The 17,228-nt window shown below is 72.1% G+C and carries 19 protein-coding genes; 8 read left to right on the top strand and 11 right to left on the bottom strand.

Annotated elements, in window-relative coordinates; translation table 11 throughout:
* Positions 1–55: 55 nt before the first annotated feature.
* From M8I34_RS17760 to M8I34_RS17735, 6 genes are all read right to left on the bottom strand, one after another.
* Positions 56–1,090 (bottom strand): pyridoxal-phosphate dependent enzyme, encoded by a 1,035-nt coding sequence (locus M8I34_RS17760; RefSeq protein WP_250050411.1) that lies wholly within the window; start codon positions 1,088–1,090, stop codon positions 56–58.
* Positions 1,091–1,099: 9 nt separating this feature from the next.
* Positions 1,100–2,365, bottom strand: a complete 1,266-nt coding sequence (locus tag M8I34_RS17755; RefSeq protein ID WP_030984635.1) for an NAD(P)/FAD-dependent oxidoreductase — start codon at positions 2,363–2,365, stop codon at positions 1,100–1,102.
* Between the two features lie 254 nt (positions 2,366–2,619).
* Positions 2,620–3,933, bottom strand: coding sequence for a deoxyguanosinetriphosphate triphosphohydrolase (locus tag M8I34_RS17750; protein ID WP_250050410.1), 1,314 nt, complete (start codon positions 3,931–3,933; stop codon positions 2,620–2,622).
* Positions 3,930–4,832: a sirohydrochlorin chelatase gene (locus M8I34_RS17745; protein WP_250050409.1), complete on the bottom strand. Its 903-nt coding sequence runs from the start codon at positions 4,830–4,832 to the stop codon at positions 3,930–3,932. The genes M8I34_RS17750 and M8I34_RS17745 overlap by 4 nt, the downstream gene beginning before the upstream one ends.
* 173 nt (positions 4,833–5,005) lie before the next feature.
* Positions 5,006–6,031: an adenosine deaminase gene (locus M8I34_RS17740; RefSeq protein WP_250050408.1), complete on the bottom strand. Its 1,026-nt coding sequence runs from the start codon at positions 6,029–6,031 to the stop codon at positions 5,006–5,008.
* 224 nt (positions 6,032–6,255) lie between these two features.
* Complete coding sequence (locus tag M8I34_RS17735) at positions 6,256–6,696, bottom strand: gamma-glutamylcyclotransferase family protein (protein WP_250050407.1); 441 nt, start codon at positions 6,694–6,696, stop codon at positions 6,256–6,258.
* Between the two features lie 135 nt (positions 6,697–6,831).
* Here M8I34_RS17735 and M8I34_RS17730 point away from each other — a divergent pair, with 135 nt between their 5' ends.
* A complete protein-coding gene (locus tag M8I34_RS17730; protein ID WP_250050406.1) occupies positions 6,832–7,539 on the top strand; it encodes a vancomycin high temperature exclusion protein in 708 nt (235 codons plus the stop codon).
* A gap of 67 nt (positions 7,540–7,606) precedes the next feature.
* Here M8I34_RS17730 and M8I34_RS17725 read toward each other — a convergent pair whose 3' ends face one another.
* Both M8I34_RS17725 and cutA read right to left on the bottom strand, forming a co-directional pair.
* Complete coding sequence (locus tag M8I34_RS17725; protein WP_250050405.1) at positions 7,607–8,662, bottom strand: hypothetical protein; 1,056 nt, start codon at positions 8,660–8,662, stop codon at positions 7,607–7,609.
* Between the two features lies 1 nt (position 8,663).
* Positions 8,664–9,029, bottom strand: coding sequence for a divalent-cation tolerance protein CutA (gene cutA / locus M8I34_RS17720; protein ID WP_250050404.1), 366 nt, complete (start codon positions 9,027–9,029; stop codon positions 8,664–8,666).
* 277 nt (positions 9,030–9,306) lie between these two features.
* Here cutA and M8I34_RS17715 point away from each other — a divergent pair, with 277 nt between their 5' ends.
* Positions 9,307–9,669 (top strand): cupin, encoded by a 363-nt coding sequence (locus M8I34_RS17715; RefSeq protein ID WP_244414912.1) that lies wholly within the window; start codon positions 9,307–9,309, stop codon positions 9,667–9,669.
* Between the two features lie 66 nt (positions 9,670–9,735).
* A complete protein-coding gene (locus M8I34_RS17710) occupies positions 9,736–10,554 on the top strand; it encodes a class I SAM-dependent methyltransferase (RefSeq protein WP_250050403.1) in 819 nt (272 codons plus the stop codon).
* 55 nt (positions 10,555–10,609) lie between these two features.
* Here the strand turns inward: M8I34_RS17710 and M8I34_RS17705 are convergent, their stop codons facing one another.
* Complete coding sequence (locus tag M8I34_RS17705; RefSeq protein WP_250050402.1) at positions 10,610–11,398, bottom strand: TSUP family transporter; 789 nt, start codon at positions 11,396–11,398, stop codon at positions 10,610–10,612.
* Between the two features lie 180 nt (positions 11,399–11,578).
* Here M8I34_RS17705 and M8I34_RS17700 point away from each other — a divergent pair, with 180 nt between their 5' ends.
* Positions 11,579–12,439 carry an aldo/keto reductase gene (locus tag M8I34_RS17700; protein WP_250050401.1) on the top strand — a complete coding sequence of 287 codons (861 nt, stop codon included), beginning with the start codon at positions 11,579–11,581 and terminating at the stop codon, positions 12,437–12,439.
* A 32-nt stretch (positions 12,440–12,471) separates the two neighbouring features.
* Here M8I34_RS17700 and M8I34_RS17695 read toward each other — a convergent pair whose 3' ends face one another.
* Positions 12,472–12,807 (bottom strand): hypothetical protein, encoded by a 336-nt coding sequence (locus M8I34_RS17695; protein ID WP_250050400.1) that lies wholly within the window; start codon positions 12,805–12,807, stop codon positions 12,472–12,474.
* Between the two features lie 157 nt (positions 12,808–12,964).
* On the opposite strand from M8I34_RS17695, the gene M8I34_RS17690 reads away from it, so the two are divergent.
* The 4 genes from M8I34_RS17690 (at position 12,965) to M8I34_RS17675 (ending at position 16,891) form a co-directional block, all read left to right on the top strand.
* Positions 12,965–13,795 carry a helix-turn-helix transcriptional regulator gene (locus M8I34_RS17690; protein ID WP_250050399.1) on the top strand — a complete coding sequence of 277 codons (831 nt, stop codon included), beginning with the start codon at positions 12,965–12,967 and terminating at the stop codon, positions 13,793–13,795.
* A complete protein-coding gene (locus tag M8I34_RS17685) occupies positions 13,792–14,085 on the top strand; it encodes a DUF397 domain-containing protein (RefSeq protein ID WP_250050398.1) in 294 nt (97 codons plus the stop codon). The genes M8I34_RS17690 and M8I34_RS17685 overlap by 4 nt, the downstream gene beginning before the upstream one ends.
* 349 nt (positions 14,086–14,434) lie before the next feature.
* On the top strand, positions 14,435–16,153 hold the full coding sequence (locus M8I34_RS17680) for an Ig-like domain-containing protein (RefSeq protein ID WP_250050397.1): 1,719 nt from the start codon (positions 14,435–14,437) through the stop codon (positions 16,151–16,153).
* 306 nt (positions 16,154–16,459) lie between these two features.
* Entirely contained in the window at positions 16,460–16,891 is a 432-nt protein-coding gene (locus M8I34_RS17675) for a helix-turn-helix domain-containing protein (protein ID WP_250050396.1), read from the top strand.
* Between the two features lie 106 nt (positions 16,892–16,997).
* Here M8I34_RS17675 and M8I34_RS17670 read toward each other — a convergent pair.
* Positions 16,998–17,228, bottom strand: a 231-nt coding sequence (locus tag M8I34_RS17670; protein WP_250050395.1) for a WYL domain-containing protein, incomplete at its 5' end; no start/stop codon positions are given.

Below are 17,228 nucleotides of genomic sequence, written 5' to 3'. Positions count from 1 at the left end.
GGTGCCGGAGGGACAGAGCGGCGAGGGCGGACGAAGCCCCCGGCGCCGCTTCCTCTCACCCCAGTAGTTCCAGGAAGCGCTCCAGCCCCACGTTGCCCCCCGAGATGATCACGCCGATGCGGGGCGGTTGGGGGTCGCGCCCAGGCCGTCCGGGCACGGGGGGAAGGTCGACGCGGCCGGTGAGCAGGGCGGCGAGGGCGCTGGCGCCGCTGGGCTCGGTGACGATCTTGAGGCGTTCGAAGGCCCACTTCATGGCCGCGCGGATCTCGTCGTCGCTGACCAGGACGACGGAGTCGAGGAGGCGGCGGTTGACGGAGAAGGTCAGCTCGCCGGGGGTTTCGATCGCCTGGCCGTCGGCGATGGTGCGCGGGACGGGGATGGTGACGGGGTGGCCGGCGGCCAGTGAGCGCAGGGTGTCGTCGCCGGCCGCCGGCTCCACGCCGATCATGCGGATGCCGGGGACCAGCGCGGTGGCGGCGGTGGCCGAGCCGGCCATCAGCCCGCCGCCGCCGATGGGGGTCAGCAGCGCGTCGAGCGGGCCGGTCTCCTCGATCAGCTCCAGGGCCGCGGTGCCCTGTCCGGCGATGATGTGCGGATGCTCGTAGGGCGGGATCAGGGTGAGGCCGCGCTCCTCGGCGAGCTGCCGGCCGAGGGCGGCGCGGTCGCCGGTGTAGCGGTCGTAGCGGACGATCTCGGCGCCGTATCCGGCGGTGGCGTCCGTCTTGGACTTCGGGGCGTCCTCGGGCATCACGATGACGGCGTGGCTGCCCAGCTCCCGGGCGGCCAGGGCGACGGCCTGGGCGTGGTTGCCGGAGGAGTACGCGGCGACCCCGCGGGCGAGCTGTTCCGGGGAGAGCCGGGAGACCGCGTTGTAGGCGCCGCGGAACTTGAAGGCGCCCACCCGCTGGAAGTTCTCGCACTTGAGGTGGACTTCGGCGTCGGCCAGTGCGTCGAGGGTGCGGGAGCGCAGCACGGGCGTGCGGTGTGCCACGCCCGTCAGCCGCCGGGCGGCGTCCCGGACGTCGTCGAGCGTGACGACCGGGACGTCGGTGTTGCCGGGGCCGGTGGGCCCGGTGGGGATCTGCGTCATACGCGCACGCTACGGGAGCAGTGAGGTCAGCGGAACCTCCGGATCGGCCAGCTCTCCGGGCTCCAACCGCACCCCGCCGCGGATGAGTTGCTGGATGGTTTCGGCGACGTCCCAGACATTGACGTTCATCCCCGCGAGCAGCCGTCCGTCCTCGCCGAGCCAGAACGCGATGAACTCCCGCTTGGCGACGTCGCCGCGGCAGACGACCTGTGCGTAGGAGCCGGGCGGGGCGTAGCCGGAGTACTCCATGCCGACGTCGTACTGGTCGGAGAAGAAGTACGGGACGCGGTCGTAGCTGATGTCCTGGCCGAGCATGGCGCGCGCGGCGGCCGGGCCGCCGTTGAGGGCGTTGGCCCAGTGTTCGACGCGCAGCCGGGTGTCCAGGAGGGGGTGGTCGGCGGCGGCCACGTCGCCGGCGGCGTAGATGTACGGGTCGGAGGTGCGCAGCGCCGCGTCGACGGCCACACCGCCGCCGGCCTCCGGGTCGGCGAGGTCGAGTCCGGCCTGTTCGGCGAGTGCGGTGCGCGGGGCGGCGCCGATCGCGGCGAGCACGTCGTGGGCGGGGTGCTCCTCGCCGTCGTCGGTGCGCACGGCGAGCACCATGCCGTCCTGTCCGACGATCTCGGTGAAGCGGGCGCCGAAGTGGAAGCGCACGCCGTGTTCGCGGTGCAGATCGGTGAACAGGCCGCCGAGTTCGGGCCCCAGGATGCCGTGCAGCGGTGTCGGGGCGGCCTCGACGACGGTGACCTCGGCGCCGTAGGAGCGCGCCGCGGCGGCGACCTCCAGGCCGATCCAGCCGGCGCCGGCGATCACCAGATGCCCGTTGTCCCGGCCGAGGGAGGCCAGGACGCCGCGCAGCCGTTCGGCGTGGGCGAGGCGGCGCAGGTGGTGCACGCCGGCCAGGCCGGTGCCGGGGATGTCCAGGCGGCGCGGCTCGGCGCCGGTGGCCAGCAGCAGCTTGTCGTAGGCGATCAGGGTGCCGTCGCCGAGACGGACGGTCTTCGCCTCGGGGTCGAGGCGGACGGCGGGCTGGCCCAGGTGCAGTTCGATCTGTGCCTGGGCGTACCAGGCGGGTTCATGGACGAAAACGCTGTCGCGCTCTTCCTTGCCGAGCAGGAACCCCTTGGAGAGCGGGGGGCGCTCGTACGGGTGGTCGCGCTCGTCACAGATGAGGATCACCCGGCCGGTGAACCCTTCCGCGCGGAGAGTCTCCGCGGCCTTTGCGCCGGCCAGGCCACCCCCGACGATGACGAACGTCTGGTGTGCGTCGACCACTTGCTTCCTCCTCGTTGCGGTGCCGTACGTCCGCGTCCGCGTCCGTAAACGCCCCCCGGTGTGCCCCCGGTCTGCCTTCCCCCGATGGATGCCTTCGGTGCCGTCGGGGTTCCCGTGCGCTGCTGAACGGGTGTCCCGTGCGCGGTGGTCAGGGTTCTCTGTTCACTGATGTCAGGGTGCTCCGTTCGAGAACGGCCGGGTTCGAGCGTCCCGCACGGAGCGTGAGGGGGGAAGAGGGGCTTCCCCCCCTAGGGTCACCTTCTGTTGGCCTTGGTGTGACCAGGCTTTCGGGTGAGACGGGCGTGCAGAGAGCGCGCCGAGATGTCGGTCAGGGCCGCGATCTGGTCGATGACGGCACGCATCCGTGCGGTGTCGTCGGGGGCCGCGTCGAACAGCGAACGGAACTGCGGATCAAGGCCGTCGGGGGCGCGGGCGAGCAGCGCCTCGGCCAGTTCGGCGATGACCACACGCTGGTCGGCACGGAGCGCTTCCTGGTCGGGGCGCTGCATGACGTACCGGTCGGCGACGGCTTTCAAAACGGCGCATTCCAGCCGCGTTTCGGCCGGAACCACCAGCTCCGCCCCGTAGCGCGTGAGCCGCCCGCTCCCCCACCGGGCCCGGGTCGCGGCCTCGGCGGCGAGACAGAAGCGGCCGATCAGCTGGCTGGTGGCGTCCTTCAGGCGGGCCTGGGCGAGCGCGGAGCCGTCGTAGCCGTGCGGCCACCACTCCTGTTCCAGCAGGCGGTCCAGCGCCGCGGTGAGTTCCCCCTCCCCGGCGCCCGGCGCATAGCGCGCACCGGCGACCGCGAAGATCTCGGCGCGCTCGGCGTCGGCGAGCAGGAGGTTGGGGTCGAGGTGCCCGGCGTGCAGCCCGTCCTCGACGTCGTGCACCGAGTACGCCACATCGTCGGACCAGTCCATGACCTGCGCCTCGAAGCTCTGCGCCCCGTCGGGCGTGTCCTGCCGGAACCAGTCGAAGACCGGCAGGTCGTCCTCGTAGACCCCGAATTTCGGGGACCCGGGGTCGGTGGGGTGGGCGCCGCGCGGCCAGGGGTACTTGGTGGCCGCGTCGAGGGCGGCGCGGCTGAGGTTCAGGCCGACGCTGACCGTCGAGCCGTCCGGTGCGGGCACGAATCGCTTGGGCTCCAGACGGGCCAGCAGCCGCAGCGACTGGGCGTTGCCCTCGAAGCCGCCGCAGGGCGCGGCGACTTCATTGAGAGTCTGCTCGCCGTTGTGCCCGAAGGGCGGGTGGCCGAGATCGTGCGCCAGACAGGCGGTCTCGACCAGGTCCGGGTCACAGCCGAGGGCGGCGCCGAGTTCCCGGCCGACCTGGGCGCACTCCAGGGAGTGGGTCAGCCGGGTGCGCGGGCTGGCGTCCCAGGCGGGGGTGAGCGCGCCCGGGGTGACGACCTGGGTCTTGCCGGCCAGCCGGCGCAGCGCGGCGGAGTGCAGCACCCGGGCGCGGTCGCGCTGGAAGGCGGTGCGTCCGGGCCGTTTGTCGGGCTCGGGGACCCAGCGTTCGGTGTCGGCCGTGGTGTAGCCGGGGATGGTCGGTGGTGTGCCCGTCATACAGCGACGGTAGCCGCCCTGGCGCTCTCGGGGTCGGATCCGGTACGCGCCAGGGGCGCCTGGTCGCACGCCAGGAGCGCCTGGTCGTAGCGGTGCAGTACGAGACGGGCCAGTGCGGGGTGGTCGCCCAGGGGCGCGGCGGCGGGGCCGGGGGCGGCGGCCGCGCACTGGGCGGCGAAGCGTCCGGGGGCGGTGAAGCAGCCGGCGACGGCGATCCGGTCGTGGCCGCGGGCGGTCAGCGCGCGGACGGCTTCGGCGACGGTGGGGGCGGCGGCTGACGCGTACGCGGGCACCACGGGGGTGCCGCCGAGCCGGGCCGAGAGCAGGTGTGCGGTGCGCTCGGTGTCCTGGGCCGAGCGCGCGGCCCGGGAGCCGGCGGCGGCCAGGACCACGGCGGTGCGCGGGGAGCGGTCCCCGGGGAATCCGGCCTCCAGGAGGCGGCCGTGCAGGGCCTCCGCGAGGAGGGGGTGCGGCCCGAGGGGCTCGGCTGTGCGGCCGGTCAGGTGGGGTGCGGCCGCCAGTGCGGCGGGCAGGTCGTGGGTGACGTGATGGCCGCGGCCGAAGAGCAGCGGCACGAGGACGGCCGCACCGTGCAGCTCCGCGAGGGTGTCGGCGAGCAGCGGCCGGTTCAGCTCGATGTGCCCGAGCCGTACGGGCAGGCCGGGGCGCAGCGCCCGGACCCGGTCGAGCAGCGCCCGGACGGTGGGCAGGGCGCGGGGGTCGCGGCTGCCGTGTGCCACGGCGACGAGGGTGGGGGCCGGGGGTGCCGGGTGGCGGAAGCCGCGCAGCCGGACCCGGCGGAGCTGGGTGCTGAGCTGTGCGCTGATCTCGGCGGCGAGGTCTTCCTTGCCGAGGGGGGCGGAGGACGCGGAGGTCGGGTGCGGTAGCGGCGCCGTCATGGCGTGAGCGTGGCAGCCGGGCGTTGCCGTGCCGTTTCCCCGCGGCGAACTTCGTGTTCCCTCCGCCTCGCACCGGCGGCCGGCGCGGGGAAGGACGGGCGGCAGAGGAAGGACGGCGGAAAGGAAGGGCGGACGGCAGGGGAGAAACCCACGCCCCTGCCGCCGGCTCCCGGCTACGCCCGGTGCGCGTCCACTTCCTTCAGGTACTCCGCGCGGGTCGCCTCGTCGAGGAAGGAGGCGCGGAAGGAGTTGCGGGCGAGGGTGCGCAGGGTCTCCCCGTCGAGGCCGAGGGCGTCGCGTACGGCGGTGAAGTTGTCGTCCGCGTAGCCGCCGAAGTAGGCGGGGTCGTCGGAGTTGACGGTCACCAGCAGCCCGGCGTCCAGCATCGCGGGCAGCGGGTGGTCGGCGAGGTCGTCGATGACCCGCAGCCGGACGTTGGACAGCGGGCAGACGGTGAGCGGCACCTGGTCGGCCACCAGGCGGGCCACCAGCCGCTCGTCCTCCAGGGACCGCACTCCGTGGTCGATCCGGTCCACACCGAGGACGTCGAGGGCCTCCCACACATACGCCGGGGGCCCCTCCTCCCCCGCGTGCGCCACGCACTTGAGCCCGGCCTCCCGCGCCAGCGCGAAGACCTCCTTGAACTTCGACGGCGGGTGGCCGACCTCGGCCGAGTCCAGGCCGACGGCGGTGATCCGGTCGAAGTGGGGGCGGGCCGCCTCGAAGGTCGCGAGGGCGGACCCGGCGCTCTCGTCACGCAGGAAGCACATGATCAGGCGGGTGCTGATGCCGTAGGTCTCCTGGGCGCTGTCCAGGGCGCGGGCCAGGCCGTTGATGACCGTGCCGATCGGGACGCCGCGCGCGGTGTGCGCCTGCGGGTCGAAGAAGATCTCGGCGTGCCGTACGCCCTGCTCCTGGGCACGGGCGAGGTAGGCGTGGGCGAGGTCGGCGAAGTCGTCCTCGGTGCGCAGCACCGCCATCAGCGCGTAGTAGAGGTTCAGGAAGGACTGGAGATCGGCGAAGGAGTAGGCGCGGCGCAGCTCGTCCTCGGTGGAGTAGGGCAGCGTGACGCCGTTGCGCTCGGCGAGCGCGAAGGCCAACTCGGGCTCCAGAGTGCCCTCGATGTGCAGATGCAGCTCCGCCTTGGGCAGCGGCGCGGGGGCGGTTGCGGCGGAGGGGGAGGACGGGGAGGAAGCCACGCGGGTCACACCTGTTCTGCGGTACGGGAAGGGGCCTCGGCCAAGGCGCCCGCCGGGGATTGCGGGAGCGCCCTTGGAGAGGAGTCGTCCAGGTTAACCGGGGTGCGGTCCGCTGCCGCGGCGGCGCTCGGGCGGGCCGGGCACCGGTCTCGTTCGCACGGCGGCCGCCGCCTCTCGACCGGTCCCCCGAGGCCGTTCCACCCCCGCCGTCCCCCCATGGCCGTTCAGCCGGCCGCCGCCCTCGACGCCGGCCAGTCGCCGCCCTCGATGGGGGTGCCGGTGGCGCGCAGCCGCGCGGCGAGGGGTGCGGCCGCCAGGTAGACCCAGGCCCGTACGGTCCTGCCGTCCGCGCACACGGCCTCGGTGGGCACCCGCTCGTAGAGGTTCTCCGGGTCGCCGGGGGCGTAGTCCTCCAGCCGGTCCAGGGTGGCGCACACCTCGTCGTAGTCGGTGTCGCGGGGCCGGACGAGGGCGCCGTGCACCACCGCCTCGGCGGGTCCGGTGGTGGCGTAGGGGTAGCCGGGGCCGTCGAACAGCAGCGCGCCGCCGATGCGGGCCGGTTCCTCGGCCGCGGTCCGGCCGCGCAGGGCCCAGGCGTGGTTGGCCTCGCCGGGGCGCAGCGTTCCGTAGACGAAGAACGGCAGCCGCTCGGGCTCGCTGGTCATGGCGGTGCTTCCTCTCCGGGACAGGGTGTTCCCTCTGCCACGATGCCAGGCCGCCGGTGCAACCATCACGGCGCGGTGGGCGTCGCTGCCTGCGAGATCGATCACGGTAGGTGTGATCGGGGACGGGGGCACGGGATGCGGGCGCTGGGGCCGGGGCTGGGGCGGCGCATACGGAGCGGGGCACGCCGGCTACGGCTGCCGCGGACCCGGCGTGGCCGCCGCCGCGCCTATCAGGTCGTCGTGGCGCTGACGGTGCTGGCGCTGGCGCCCGCGACCTGGCTGAACGCGACCGCGGGCCCGCGGGTGCGCGGTGTCGCGGACGTGCCCGCCGCGCCCGTCGCCATCGTCTTCGGCGCGGGCCTGTGGAACGGCGCCCCGTCGCCGTACCTCGCCCACCGGCTGGACGCGGCCGCCGCGCTGTACGACCGGGGCACGGTCCGCGCGGTCCTGGTCACCGGCGACAACAGCCGGCACGACTACGACGAGCCGGACGCGATGCGCGCCTACCTGCTGCGGCACGGCGTCCCTGCGCACAAGATCGTCAGCGACTATGCGGGCTTCGACACCTGGGACTCCTGTAGCCGGGCGCACCGGATCTTCGGTGTGGACCGGGCGGTGCTGGTCAGCCAGGGCTTCCACATCCGGCGCGCCCTGGCGCTGTGCACGGCGGCCGGCGTCGACGCATACGGCGTCGGGGTCGCCGCGAAGCACGATGTGACCTGGGCGTACGGCGGTGTCCGGGAGATCCTCGCCGCCGGGAAGGCGGCGGCGGACGCACTGCTGCGGCCCGATCCGCACTTCCTCGGCCCGCACGAGAAGGGGGTGACGGAGGCGCTCCGTTAGGGAGCCGGAGGCGCTCCGCCAGGGGACGGAGACGCGCCGCCAGGGTGCGCCTCCGTCCCCCCGCCGATCACGCCTGTGACGCGCGCGTGTAGAGGTCGAGGACCTTCGCTCCGAAGTACGGGCTGTAGGAGATGCGGTCGCTGTCCGGGCCCTTGGGGCCGCCGCCGTTGAGGCCGCCGATCAGCCCGATGACCCGGCCGGTCCCCTTCTCCTCGTCGAAGTCGGTCAGCCAGGGGCTGCCGGAGGTGCCGCCGTAGAACCCGCCGCACTCCATGCGGAGTTCATGGGTGCCGGTCAGCCGGCTGGTGCGGGCGGCGCAGCGTACGGCCCGGTCCTCGGGGTCGTGGCGGACGTTCGGGTAGCCGACGACGGTGACGTCGTTGGTGTAACCGGGCGTCGCGGTAAGGGTGTTGCCGCCGGTGATCTCCTCCAGGGGACGGCCGTCCTCGTCGGGGGCGACGGTGGCGAAGGCGAAGTCCAGGTCCGCCGCGGCGCCCGTGGTGCCACGGCCGGGGTAGGCGAAGGTGTCGTCGATCGCCCAGACCCCGTACGGCTGGGTGGTCGCGCCGGAACGATACTGCGGGACAAATGCCGCCCTGGTTCCCGGATTGCAGTGCCCGGCGGTGAGGATCAGATTGCCGTGCGGGCTGTGCACCACGCTGGCGGTGCAGTGGTGCGCCTTGGTGTCCCCGTCGACGGAGAACAGCACGCCGACGGACGGGATACCGCCGAAGTGCCGTGCGGTGGCGTCGGATCGGGCGGCGGAGCGGGTCGCGGACCGCGTGGCGGGCGCGGCGGACGGGGCGGCGGTGTCGCGCCCGGCCTCCGGGGCGGTGGGTTCGGCCGGGGCATCGCCCTCGGCCGGCGCGGCAGCCGCCATCCGGTCGGCCGTCCAGTAGGCGGCCGCGTCCCGGCTGGTCCAGGTGGCAGCCGGATCGGGGCTGGGCTTGTTGGCGCTCGGCGCCTCGCGCGGGGCGTCCTCGACCGCGTGGACGAGGGGTGCGGCGGCCAGGCACATCGCCACGCCGAGGACGGCCGTCGTGGCCCTCCGCCACCGCCGGCTGCCGGGCCTGGCCTGCTCGGCGCGCGTCATGGCGTCGCGGCCGGTGTTCTCTCGCTGCACGTCAGCTCGTCTCCTTCGCGACCCAGGACAGATAGCCGGCACCACCGTGGGTGACCGGGGTGGCGATGATCTCGGGGGTGTCGTAGTCGTGCGTCTCCAGGAGATAGGCCTCCAGCGCCGCATAGCGCGCTTCGGCCGTCTTGAACAGCACCTGCCACTCCTGACCGGACTCGACCGCGTTGCCCCAGCGGTACACCGAGGTCACCGGCGCACTGATCTGCGCACAGGCGGCGAGCCTGCCCTCGATCGCACCGCGCGCCAGTTGCCCGGCCTTGGCTTCGCTGTCGATGGTCGTCATGACGGTCAGGAATCGGGCCGGCCGCCCGGTGGGATCGGGCGGCGGGTTCGGGGCAGTCGGGTCGGCCACGGTGGCGCATCCTTCGCGGTGGGGGGACGGGCGGGACGGTGGGCCGCATCGGTCGAGGACACCTGACCGAGGACACCGGACCGCACCGCATCGTACGGACCGAGATGATCATCCCGTAAGTGACGGGCCCGCCCCGCGACGGTATTTACCCGGACGCCGCCCCGCTCGGACCGCGTGCGCCGGGGGCCGCGCCGGAGCCCCCGGTTGCGTCCCCCCGTGCACCGGCAACGATGGAGAGGGAGCCCAGCCGCCGGTCCGCACGCGAAAGGCCAGCATCATGGACGATCTCGACGCGCTCGCCCGCCAACAGCTCGACGAGGCCAGGGCCTCCGCTCACGGGCGCAGTGCCCGGCTCTTCCTGCGCGACGGCCCGCTGCGGCAGACCGTGATCGCGCTGGTCGCGGGCGCCGAGCTGGACGAACACAACGCACCGCCGGCGGCGAGCCTACAGGTGCTGCACGGCCGGGTCCGGCTGACCGGAGCCGGTGGCGGCCTGGAGCTGACGACCGGTCAAGTCGCCGATCCTCGCGAGCGGCACGGTCTGCTGGCCGTCGAGGACTCGGCGGTGCTGCTGACGGCCGTCACGGAGATTGCGGCGGGGGCGCGCCCCACGGCGAGCGCGGGAGCGATGCGGGATTAGCGGCCCCGGGGTGGAGCCATCTTTCTAGTATTCACATTTTTCTGAATGTTATGTACTCTCCTGAGTATGACCAGTCCGAGTGCGAAGGTGCAGCTGACCGAGGAGAAGGAAACCCTCCTCGCCACGCTCTACGGCCGCGCGATCGACAGCCGCGCGAAGAATCCGATCCTCGGCGACACCACGGCCGCCGACACCGTGCGGCGGCTCGACTACGACTTCACCAGAATGCGGCTGAGCCCCGGCGACGCGGCCGGAGTCGCGCTGCGCGCCCGTCAGTTGGACGTCTGGACGGCGCGCTTCCTCGCCCGGCACGAGGAGGCGACGGTGGTGCATCTGGGCTGCGGCCTCGACACCCGCGTCCAGCGTCTCGGCCCCGGCCCGGGGGTGCGGTGGTACGACATCGACTACCCGGAGGTCATCGCGCTGCGGCGGGAGCTCTACCCGGAGCGCGCGGGCTACACCGCCATCCCGTCCTCCGTGACCGACCCGGCATGGACGGCGCAGATCCCCTCGGACCGGCCGACGATGGTCGTGGCCGAGGGGCTGCTGATGTATCTGACCGAGGAGGACGGTACGGCGCTGCTGCGGCGGCTGATGGCCCACGTACCGGGCGGTGAGCTGGCCTTCGACGCCTTCAGCCGCTTCGCGATCCGCGCCCAGCGGCTCAACCGCGTCGTCGTGAAGGCCGGCGCACGGCTGCACTGGGGCACGGACCCCGCGGGCATCGCGCGGCTGAGCCCGGAGCTGGAGATCGTCGAGCACCTCAGCGCCCTGGAGATCCCGGGGATCGAGAAACTGCCGGCGGCCTACCGGCTGGCCGCCCGCGCGTCGCTGAAGGTGCCCGCGGTGCGGGACATGGCGCGGATGTACCACTGCCGGTTCTGAGCGGAGCGGCCCCGGCAGCACCGGCCGGGCCGTGGCTCACCGGACGGGCCGTGGCTCAGACCGCCAGCCACTGGTCGTACGCCAGCTTGCACAGCAGGGCGACGACCACGACCACCAGGACGCCACGGACGAAGCCGGCGCCGCGCTTGAGCGCCATCCTGGCCCCCACCATGCCGCCGACGAGGTTGAACAGCGCGAGCAGGGCGCCGAGTTGCCACAGCACGGTGCCCTGGATCGCGAACATCGTCAGCGCGCCGATGTTGGTGCAGACATTGACGACCTTGGCGGTGGCCGAGGAGCTGACCAGGTCCATGTGCAGGATCGCGGTCAGCGCGACGATGAGGAACGCACCGGTCCCGGGCCCGATCAGCCCGTCGTAGAAGCCGATCCCCAGGCCCGCGACGAGAATGGCCGCCACGACCCGTGTGCGGGACACCGGCCCCGAAGGCGCGGGCGCGGTCCCGAAGGCCGGGCGGAAGAGCACAAAGGCGAGCACCCCCAGCAGGACGGCCATGATCAGCGGGCGCAGCACCTCGCTGTTGATACCGGCCGCGAAGAACGCCCCGGCCACCGACCCGGCCATCGCGGCAAGCCCGATGCGCAGCGCGGTGCGCACATCGATCGGGGCCTTGCGGACGTAGGTGATCGCGGCCGCGGTGGTGCCCACGATGGCGGTGGACTTGTTGGTCCCGAGGACGTACGCGGCCGGGGTGTGCGGCAGGCCGACGAGCAGGGCGGGGAGCAGCAGCAATCCGCCACCGCCCACCACGGCGTCGATCCAGCCCGCCGCGAGGGCGGCCAGGCACAGCATGGTCAGGGTGAACAGTGATATGTCAGGAGGCACCGGTTGATCTTATGAACCGCGCCCCGCTCCGGCCCCGCATTTCCTGGATGCTGAAGCGGATGGATGCCGAAGCGGAACGGATGCGGAAGCCGAGGGGCCTGTGACTGTGGGGGCTGTGACTGTGGGGCCGAGACCGTGGGGGACGTGATGGTGGGAGACGTGACTGTGGGGGACATGGCTATGGGGGACCGGACTGTGGACACCGTCTTCCCGATCGGTGGCGAGCTGTCCGTCCGGCGGCTGGGATTCGGGACCGGCGGGCTCGTCGGCACCGGCTACTGGGGGCCGCGGCACGACGATCCGCAGCGCTCCGTCGCGCTGCTGCGCCGGGCCGTCGAGCGCGGGGTCACCCTGATCGACACCGCCGACAACTACGGCCCGGACGTGGCGGAGGAGCTGGTGGCGCGCGCCCTGCACCCGTATCCGGCGGACCTGGTCATCGCGACGAAGGGCGGAGTGGTCCGTACCGGCCCGGACATCTGGCATATCGCGGGGCGCCCGGAACAGCTCCGCGCCATGTGCGAGGCGAGCCTGCGCCGGCTGCGGACCGACACCATCGACCTCTACCAGCTGCACCGGCTGGACCCGGACGTACCGATGGCCGACCAGCTGGGCACGCTGCGAGAGCTGCAACAGGCCGGAAAGATCCGGCACATCGGACTGGACTCCATCGACGCCGACGAACTGACCCGGGCGCAGGAGATCACCCCCATCGCGTCCGTACAGAACCGCTACAACCTGCTGGACCGCGCGGCGGAGGACGTACTGAAGCTGTGCGAGAAGCAGGGCACGGCGTTCCTGCCCTGGTTCCCACTGGGCCATGGCGCACTGGCCGACGGCGCGGACGACACGCTCACCGCGGTCGCCGCCCGGCACGGCGCCACCACCGGCCAGATCGCGCTGGCCTGGCTCCTGCACCACTCCCCCGTACTGCTGCCCACCCCTGGCACGGGCTCCCCCGGCCATCTGGACGAGAACCTGGAGGCGGCCCATATCTCCCTTACGGAGGGGGACTTGGCGCAGTTGGAGGCATTGGCCTAGCCGCCGTCCCGGACGCCCGCTGGCGGCGCCCCCTACGGCATCGTCTGCGGGTGCTCCCGACCCGTGGCGCTCACGTCGGGATCGTGGTCCGGTGCCGGCAGGCGTGCGCCCCGGCTCTCCGCGATCCGGCGTACGTCGATGAGCGATGCGGTCAACTCGACGGCCAGCAGGTGGATTTCCCCGGGCGTCCAGGTGCACTCGGCGAGGACGCGCAGCGCTTCCTCGGTGAGGTCGGCGGCCGAACCGAGCTGCGCCGCCTCGATGCTGTCGGCGACGCGGGACACGTAGCCGGTCCCGTCGCTCACGAGAAAACACGGTTTGCCCTCCGGGCCCACCCACGGCAGAAGCCGCGCGACAGGGTCGGTCATGTCGTCCACTCCGTCACTCCAAGTCGAATACCGGGTGTAGTCATTTGGTCACTCGGATAACGCGACGGGCAATAGAATCGGGGGACTTAACAGACAGCGCGCAAGTCGCCTGCCTGCCGTGATGCTGCCCGCGATCACACGACGAGAGGTCAGGTCATTGGACGAGACAACCCCACCCCAGCACTTGAACCCGCTCCAGCGCTTCGGGCGTGACGTCAAACAGGTACGTCTCGCACGCAAGATCACGCAGAGGAACCTGGGCAGAGCCGCGGGCTACTCCGAGGCGTACGTCAGCAGGGTCGAGGCCGGGAAGATGTTGCCCAGGCCCAGCGCGAGGTTCGCCAAGGGCTGTGACACTGCCTTCGGGACAGGTGAGTTATTCGAGGGATTGCTGCGGCGGATCGACGAGGGCGATCACCCGTCGTGGTTCGTCCCGTACCTCAACCTGGAGCGGAAGGCTTCGCGGATTCTGACCTACGAGACGAACCTCGTGACCGGCATCGTTCAGACGGAGGACTACGCGCGGGCTGTCTTCCGCGTATCCAACCCGCAGGCCAGTGTGGAGGGGATCGAGGACAAGGTTGCGGCCCGGCTACGGCGGCGTGAGGTGTTGGAGCGGGACGTCCCGCCGTTCCTGTGGCTCATCCTTCATGAGGCGTGCCTGCGAACCGTCGTCGGTGGCGCGGAGGTCATGGCCGGGCAGCTTGACTATCTGTTGACGGTAGCCACGTCACCACACGTCGAGCTCCAGGTCATGCCGTTCTCGGCGGGTATTCCCGCAACATCCACGATGCCCTTCACCATGTTGCGCTTCCCAGACTCTCCCACCGTGTTGTACACGGAGACGCGGGTAGGAAACCGGATGCACGAGTCCGCACAAACGGTCGAACCCGCCCTGCATGACTATGATCTGCTCAGGGCGCATGCGTTGTCCCCGGCTCAATCGCTGTCTCTGATCAAGACGCTGCTGAAGGAGTATCAAGCATGAACCCCGACTTGGATCTCGCCGCTGCCGAGTGGGTCAAGTCGTCCTACAGCGAAGGCAACGGCGGGCTGTGCATCGAGTTCACCCGCGACTTCGCCTGGACCAAGTCCTCCTACAGCGACGCCAACGGCGGGGAGTGCCTCGAATTCTCCCGAGCCCTCACCCGGGCCCAGCCCCACGGCCTCGTCCCCGTCCGTGACAGCAAGAACCCGGACGGCCCGGCGCTCGTCTTCCCTGCGGGCGGCTGGTCCGCGTTCGTCTCGGCCGTCAAGGACGGGCAGTTCCCCGCCTGAGTCCCGGCAGCAGCTCCGAACGATCGGCCCCCGTCGCCCGGCGGGGGCCTTCGTCGTGTCGGCAGGCGGCCGAAGGGTCGGTACGGCGCGTCGATGCACGCTGCGCCATTTGAGCTAACCCGGTCTCCGGCTGTGGTGTGGCGTCGGGCCGGTCGCTTCAATCGGTGCTACCGACGGTGGGGTGCCCATCCCCTGTCGGGGGACCATGGACGGCTGCCGGCGTGATGCGGTTTCGTCGTGTTCTTCAGGGCACCCCCGGCAGGTGAGCGCGCTCGGACGGTTCCCTGTCCTCCGGCGTGCAGCAGCTCCCCACCTCCTTTCATGGAGCCTTCGAAAGGGGCTGTCCAATATGGCACTCGCTCTCACCCTCACTCCGTCCACCGTCACGGTGGGCCAGACCTTCACAGCCGCCGTCACCGGTGCCGTACCGGGGGAAGTGATCACCTTCACCTACGACGCGGTCGCCCCGCAGTCGGTAGTCGCTGACGCCCTCGGCAATGCGAGCGTCACCTTTACAGGGACCACGTCGGGCGCGGTGGTTGCCGCCGGTGCCACCAGTGGCGCCGTCACGGCGTCCCTGACCGTCACGGCCGCGACGGACTGTGTGGTCACCCTGTCGTCCACGCCGGCCAACCCGACCGCCGGCCAGCCGGTGACCCTCACCGCCACCGTCACCTGCGACGGTGTACCCGTCTCCGGCGCGACGGTGGTCTTCGCCACCACCAGCGGCTCCCTGGGAGTCGGTGTCACCACTGCCGCGGGACAGGCCACCGTCACCACGAGCCTGCTGCCGACCGGGGCCAACGTCGTCACCGCCACCGTGATCGCCGCCACCACCACCTGCACCTGCATCGGCGTCGCCGCAACGGCAACCGTGACCGTCACCGCGCCGCAGAACTGCGTGGTCACGCTGTCGTCCACGCCGGCCAACCCGACCGCCGGCCAGCCGGTGACCCTCACCGCCACCGTCACCTGCGGCGGCGTACCCGTCCCGGGCGCGACCGTACTCTTCGCCACCACCAGCGGCTCCCTGGGAGTCGGTGTCACCACTGCCGCGGGACAGGCCACCGTCACCACCAGCACGCTGCCGGCCGGCGCCAACGTCGTCACCGCCACCGTGATCGCCGCCACCACCACCTGCACCTGCATCGGCGTCGCCGCGACGGCAACCGTGACCGTCACCGCGCCGCAGAACTGCGTGGTCACGCTCTCGTCCACGCCCGCCAACCCGACCGCCGGCCAGCCGGTGACCCTCACCGCCACCGTCACCTGCGGCGGCGTACCCGTCCCGGGCGCGACCGTACTCTTCGCCACCACCAGCGGCCCCGTGGGAATCGGCGTGACCAGCGCCGCGGGACAGGCCGTCGTCACCACCAGCACGCTGCCGGCGGGCGCCAACGTCGTCACGGCCACGGTGATCGCCGCCACCACCACCTGCACCTGTGTCGGTGTCGCCGCGACGGCAACCGTGACCGTCGGCGCCGCACAGAGCTGCGCCGTCACCGTGACGTCCTCGCCCGCCAAGCCGACCGCCGGTCAGCCGGTGACCCTCACCGCCACCGTCACCTGCGGCGGGGTCCCGGTCCCGGGCGCGACCGTACTGTTCAGCACCACCAGCGGGCCCGTGGGAATCGGCCTCACCAACGCATCCGGCCAGGCCAGCGTCACGACCAGTACGCTGCCCGTCGGCAGCACCACGGTCACGGCCACCGTGCTGGCCGCCAGCACCACCTGCACCTGTGTCGGCGTCTCCGGAACGGGCACCGTGACCGTGGGCGCGGCGACGGGGCTCACGGCGCACCCCGCCTGCTACCGGCTCAACGTCCCCCCGCTGCCCTGGGCCTTCGCCACCGCCACGTTCAGCGCGAGTGGCGCGACTCCGGGTGCGACGGTCACCTTCCACCTGGACGGGCCCGCCGGCCCCGTGGTGTGCACCGCCGTCGCCAACGCGAGCGGCAACGCCAGCTGCACGGCCACCCTCAACATCGGGCAGGTGCTGTTCGCCGGCTACACCGCGACCAGCGGGGGCGTCTCCTCGTCCAGCACCCTGTCCATCTGCACCACCTGAGGCCCGGCCCCGGTTCGCGCACCGCGGCCGGAGACGAACCGCAGCTCGCCTGAACCGGTCCGACCGGAAAGGGAGTTGCTGAGCGAACCGACAGAACAGCCGTCCCCCGTAGTGCAAGTACGGGGGACGGCTGCTGGACCACAAGGATAGGCCCGGAGGCACGGCGGTACGCCGAGAGGACCTCCGGCCCTCATCGCACGACGTCACAGAAGGAGCGGCGGCCGGCGTACGAGCATGTGGGTGGCTTTCGCGAGGGAAGTAGGCTCCCTGCAGGACGAACTCACTTTTCGGTGAGAGGGGCACCTCGTGGTGACCGAGCAGATCAAGCGCCATCCCGACGACAAGCGCCATCCCGACGACGCGGATGTGACGCGCGCCGACTCGCTGGCCCGCGAGATCTTCGCGGGCGTGGCCAACAAATGGGCGCTGCTGATCATCAACGTCCTGGACGACCGGACGCTGCGCTTCACCGAGTTGCGGACCGCGGTGGACGGCATCAGCCACAAGATGCTCACCCAGACCCTGCGCGGCCTCGAACGCGACGGCGTCGTACACCGGAAGGTGTACGCCACCGTGCCGCCGCGCGTCGAGTACCGCCTGACCGAAGCGGGCGAGGCGCTGCTCGCCACGGTCAACGGCATGTGCGCGTGGACGCGCCGGTACCTCGACGAGATCGAGAGCGCTCGCAGCCGCTTCGACGCACGCGGTGACGGTCACGAGTCCGGGGGCGGTGCCTGAACGGGGCGAGGGCGGGCGGGCCTTAGGGGCCTTAGGCAGGGTCTCTTCGATCAGTAGCTCGTTGCTCGCGTCATTTGGGCTCGGCGCTCGTTCTCGTGCCACGTCGCTACCGGGGCTGACCATTCGCGTTGTCCTCGATGAGTTCCTGGGTACGGCGCAGCAGGGCTTGCCGTACAGCCTCCGGTGACAGGACTCGCAGGGGTGTGGCCAGGCTGAGGAGGTACCGGGCGAGCCCGTCTGCGTCGGGGCCGCCGATGTCGACGATCGTGGCGTCGGGGCCTTCGGGGTGGTGGGTACCGACTGTCGACGGGATCAGTCGCAGTGCTTGGTCCATGGG

The sequence above is a fragment of the Streptomyces sp. MCA2 genome, from assembly GCF_023544705.1.
Taxonomy (GTDB): Bacteria; Actinomycetota; Actinomycetes; order Streptomycetales; family Streptomycetaceae; genus Streptomyces; species Streptomyces decoyicus.
The sequence above is the reverse complement of the archived record's forward strand: the minus strand, read 5'-3'. Positions and strand labels throughout refer to the sequence as shown.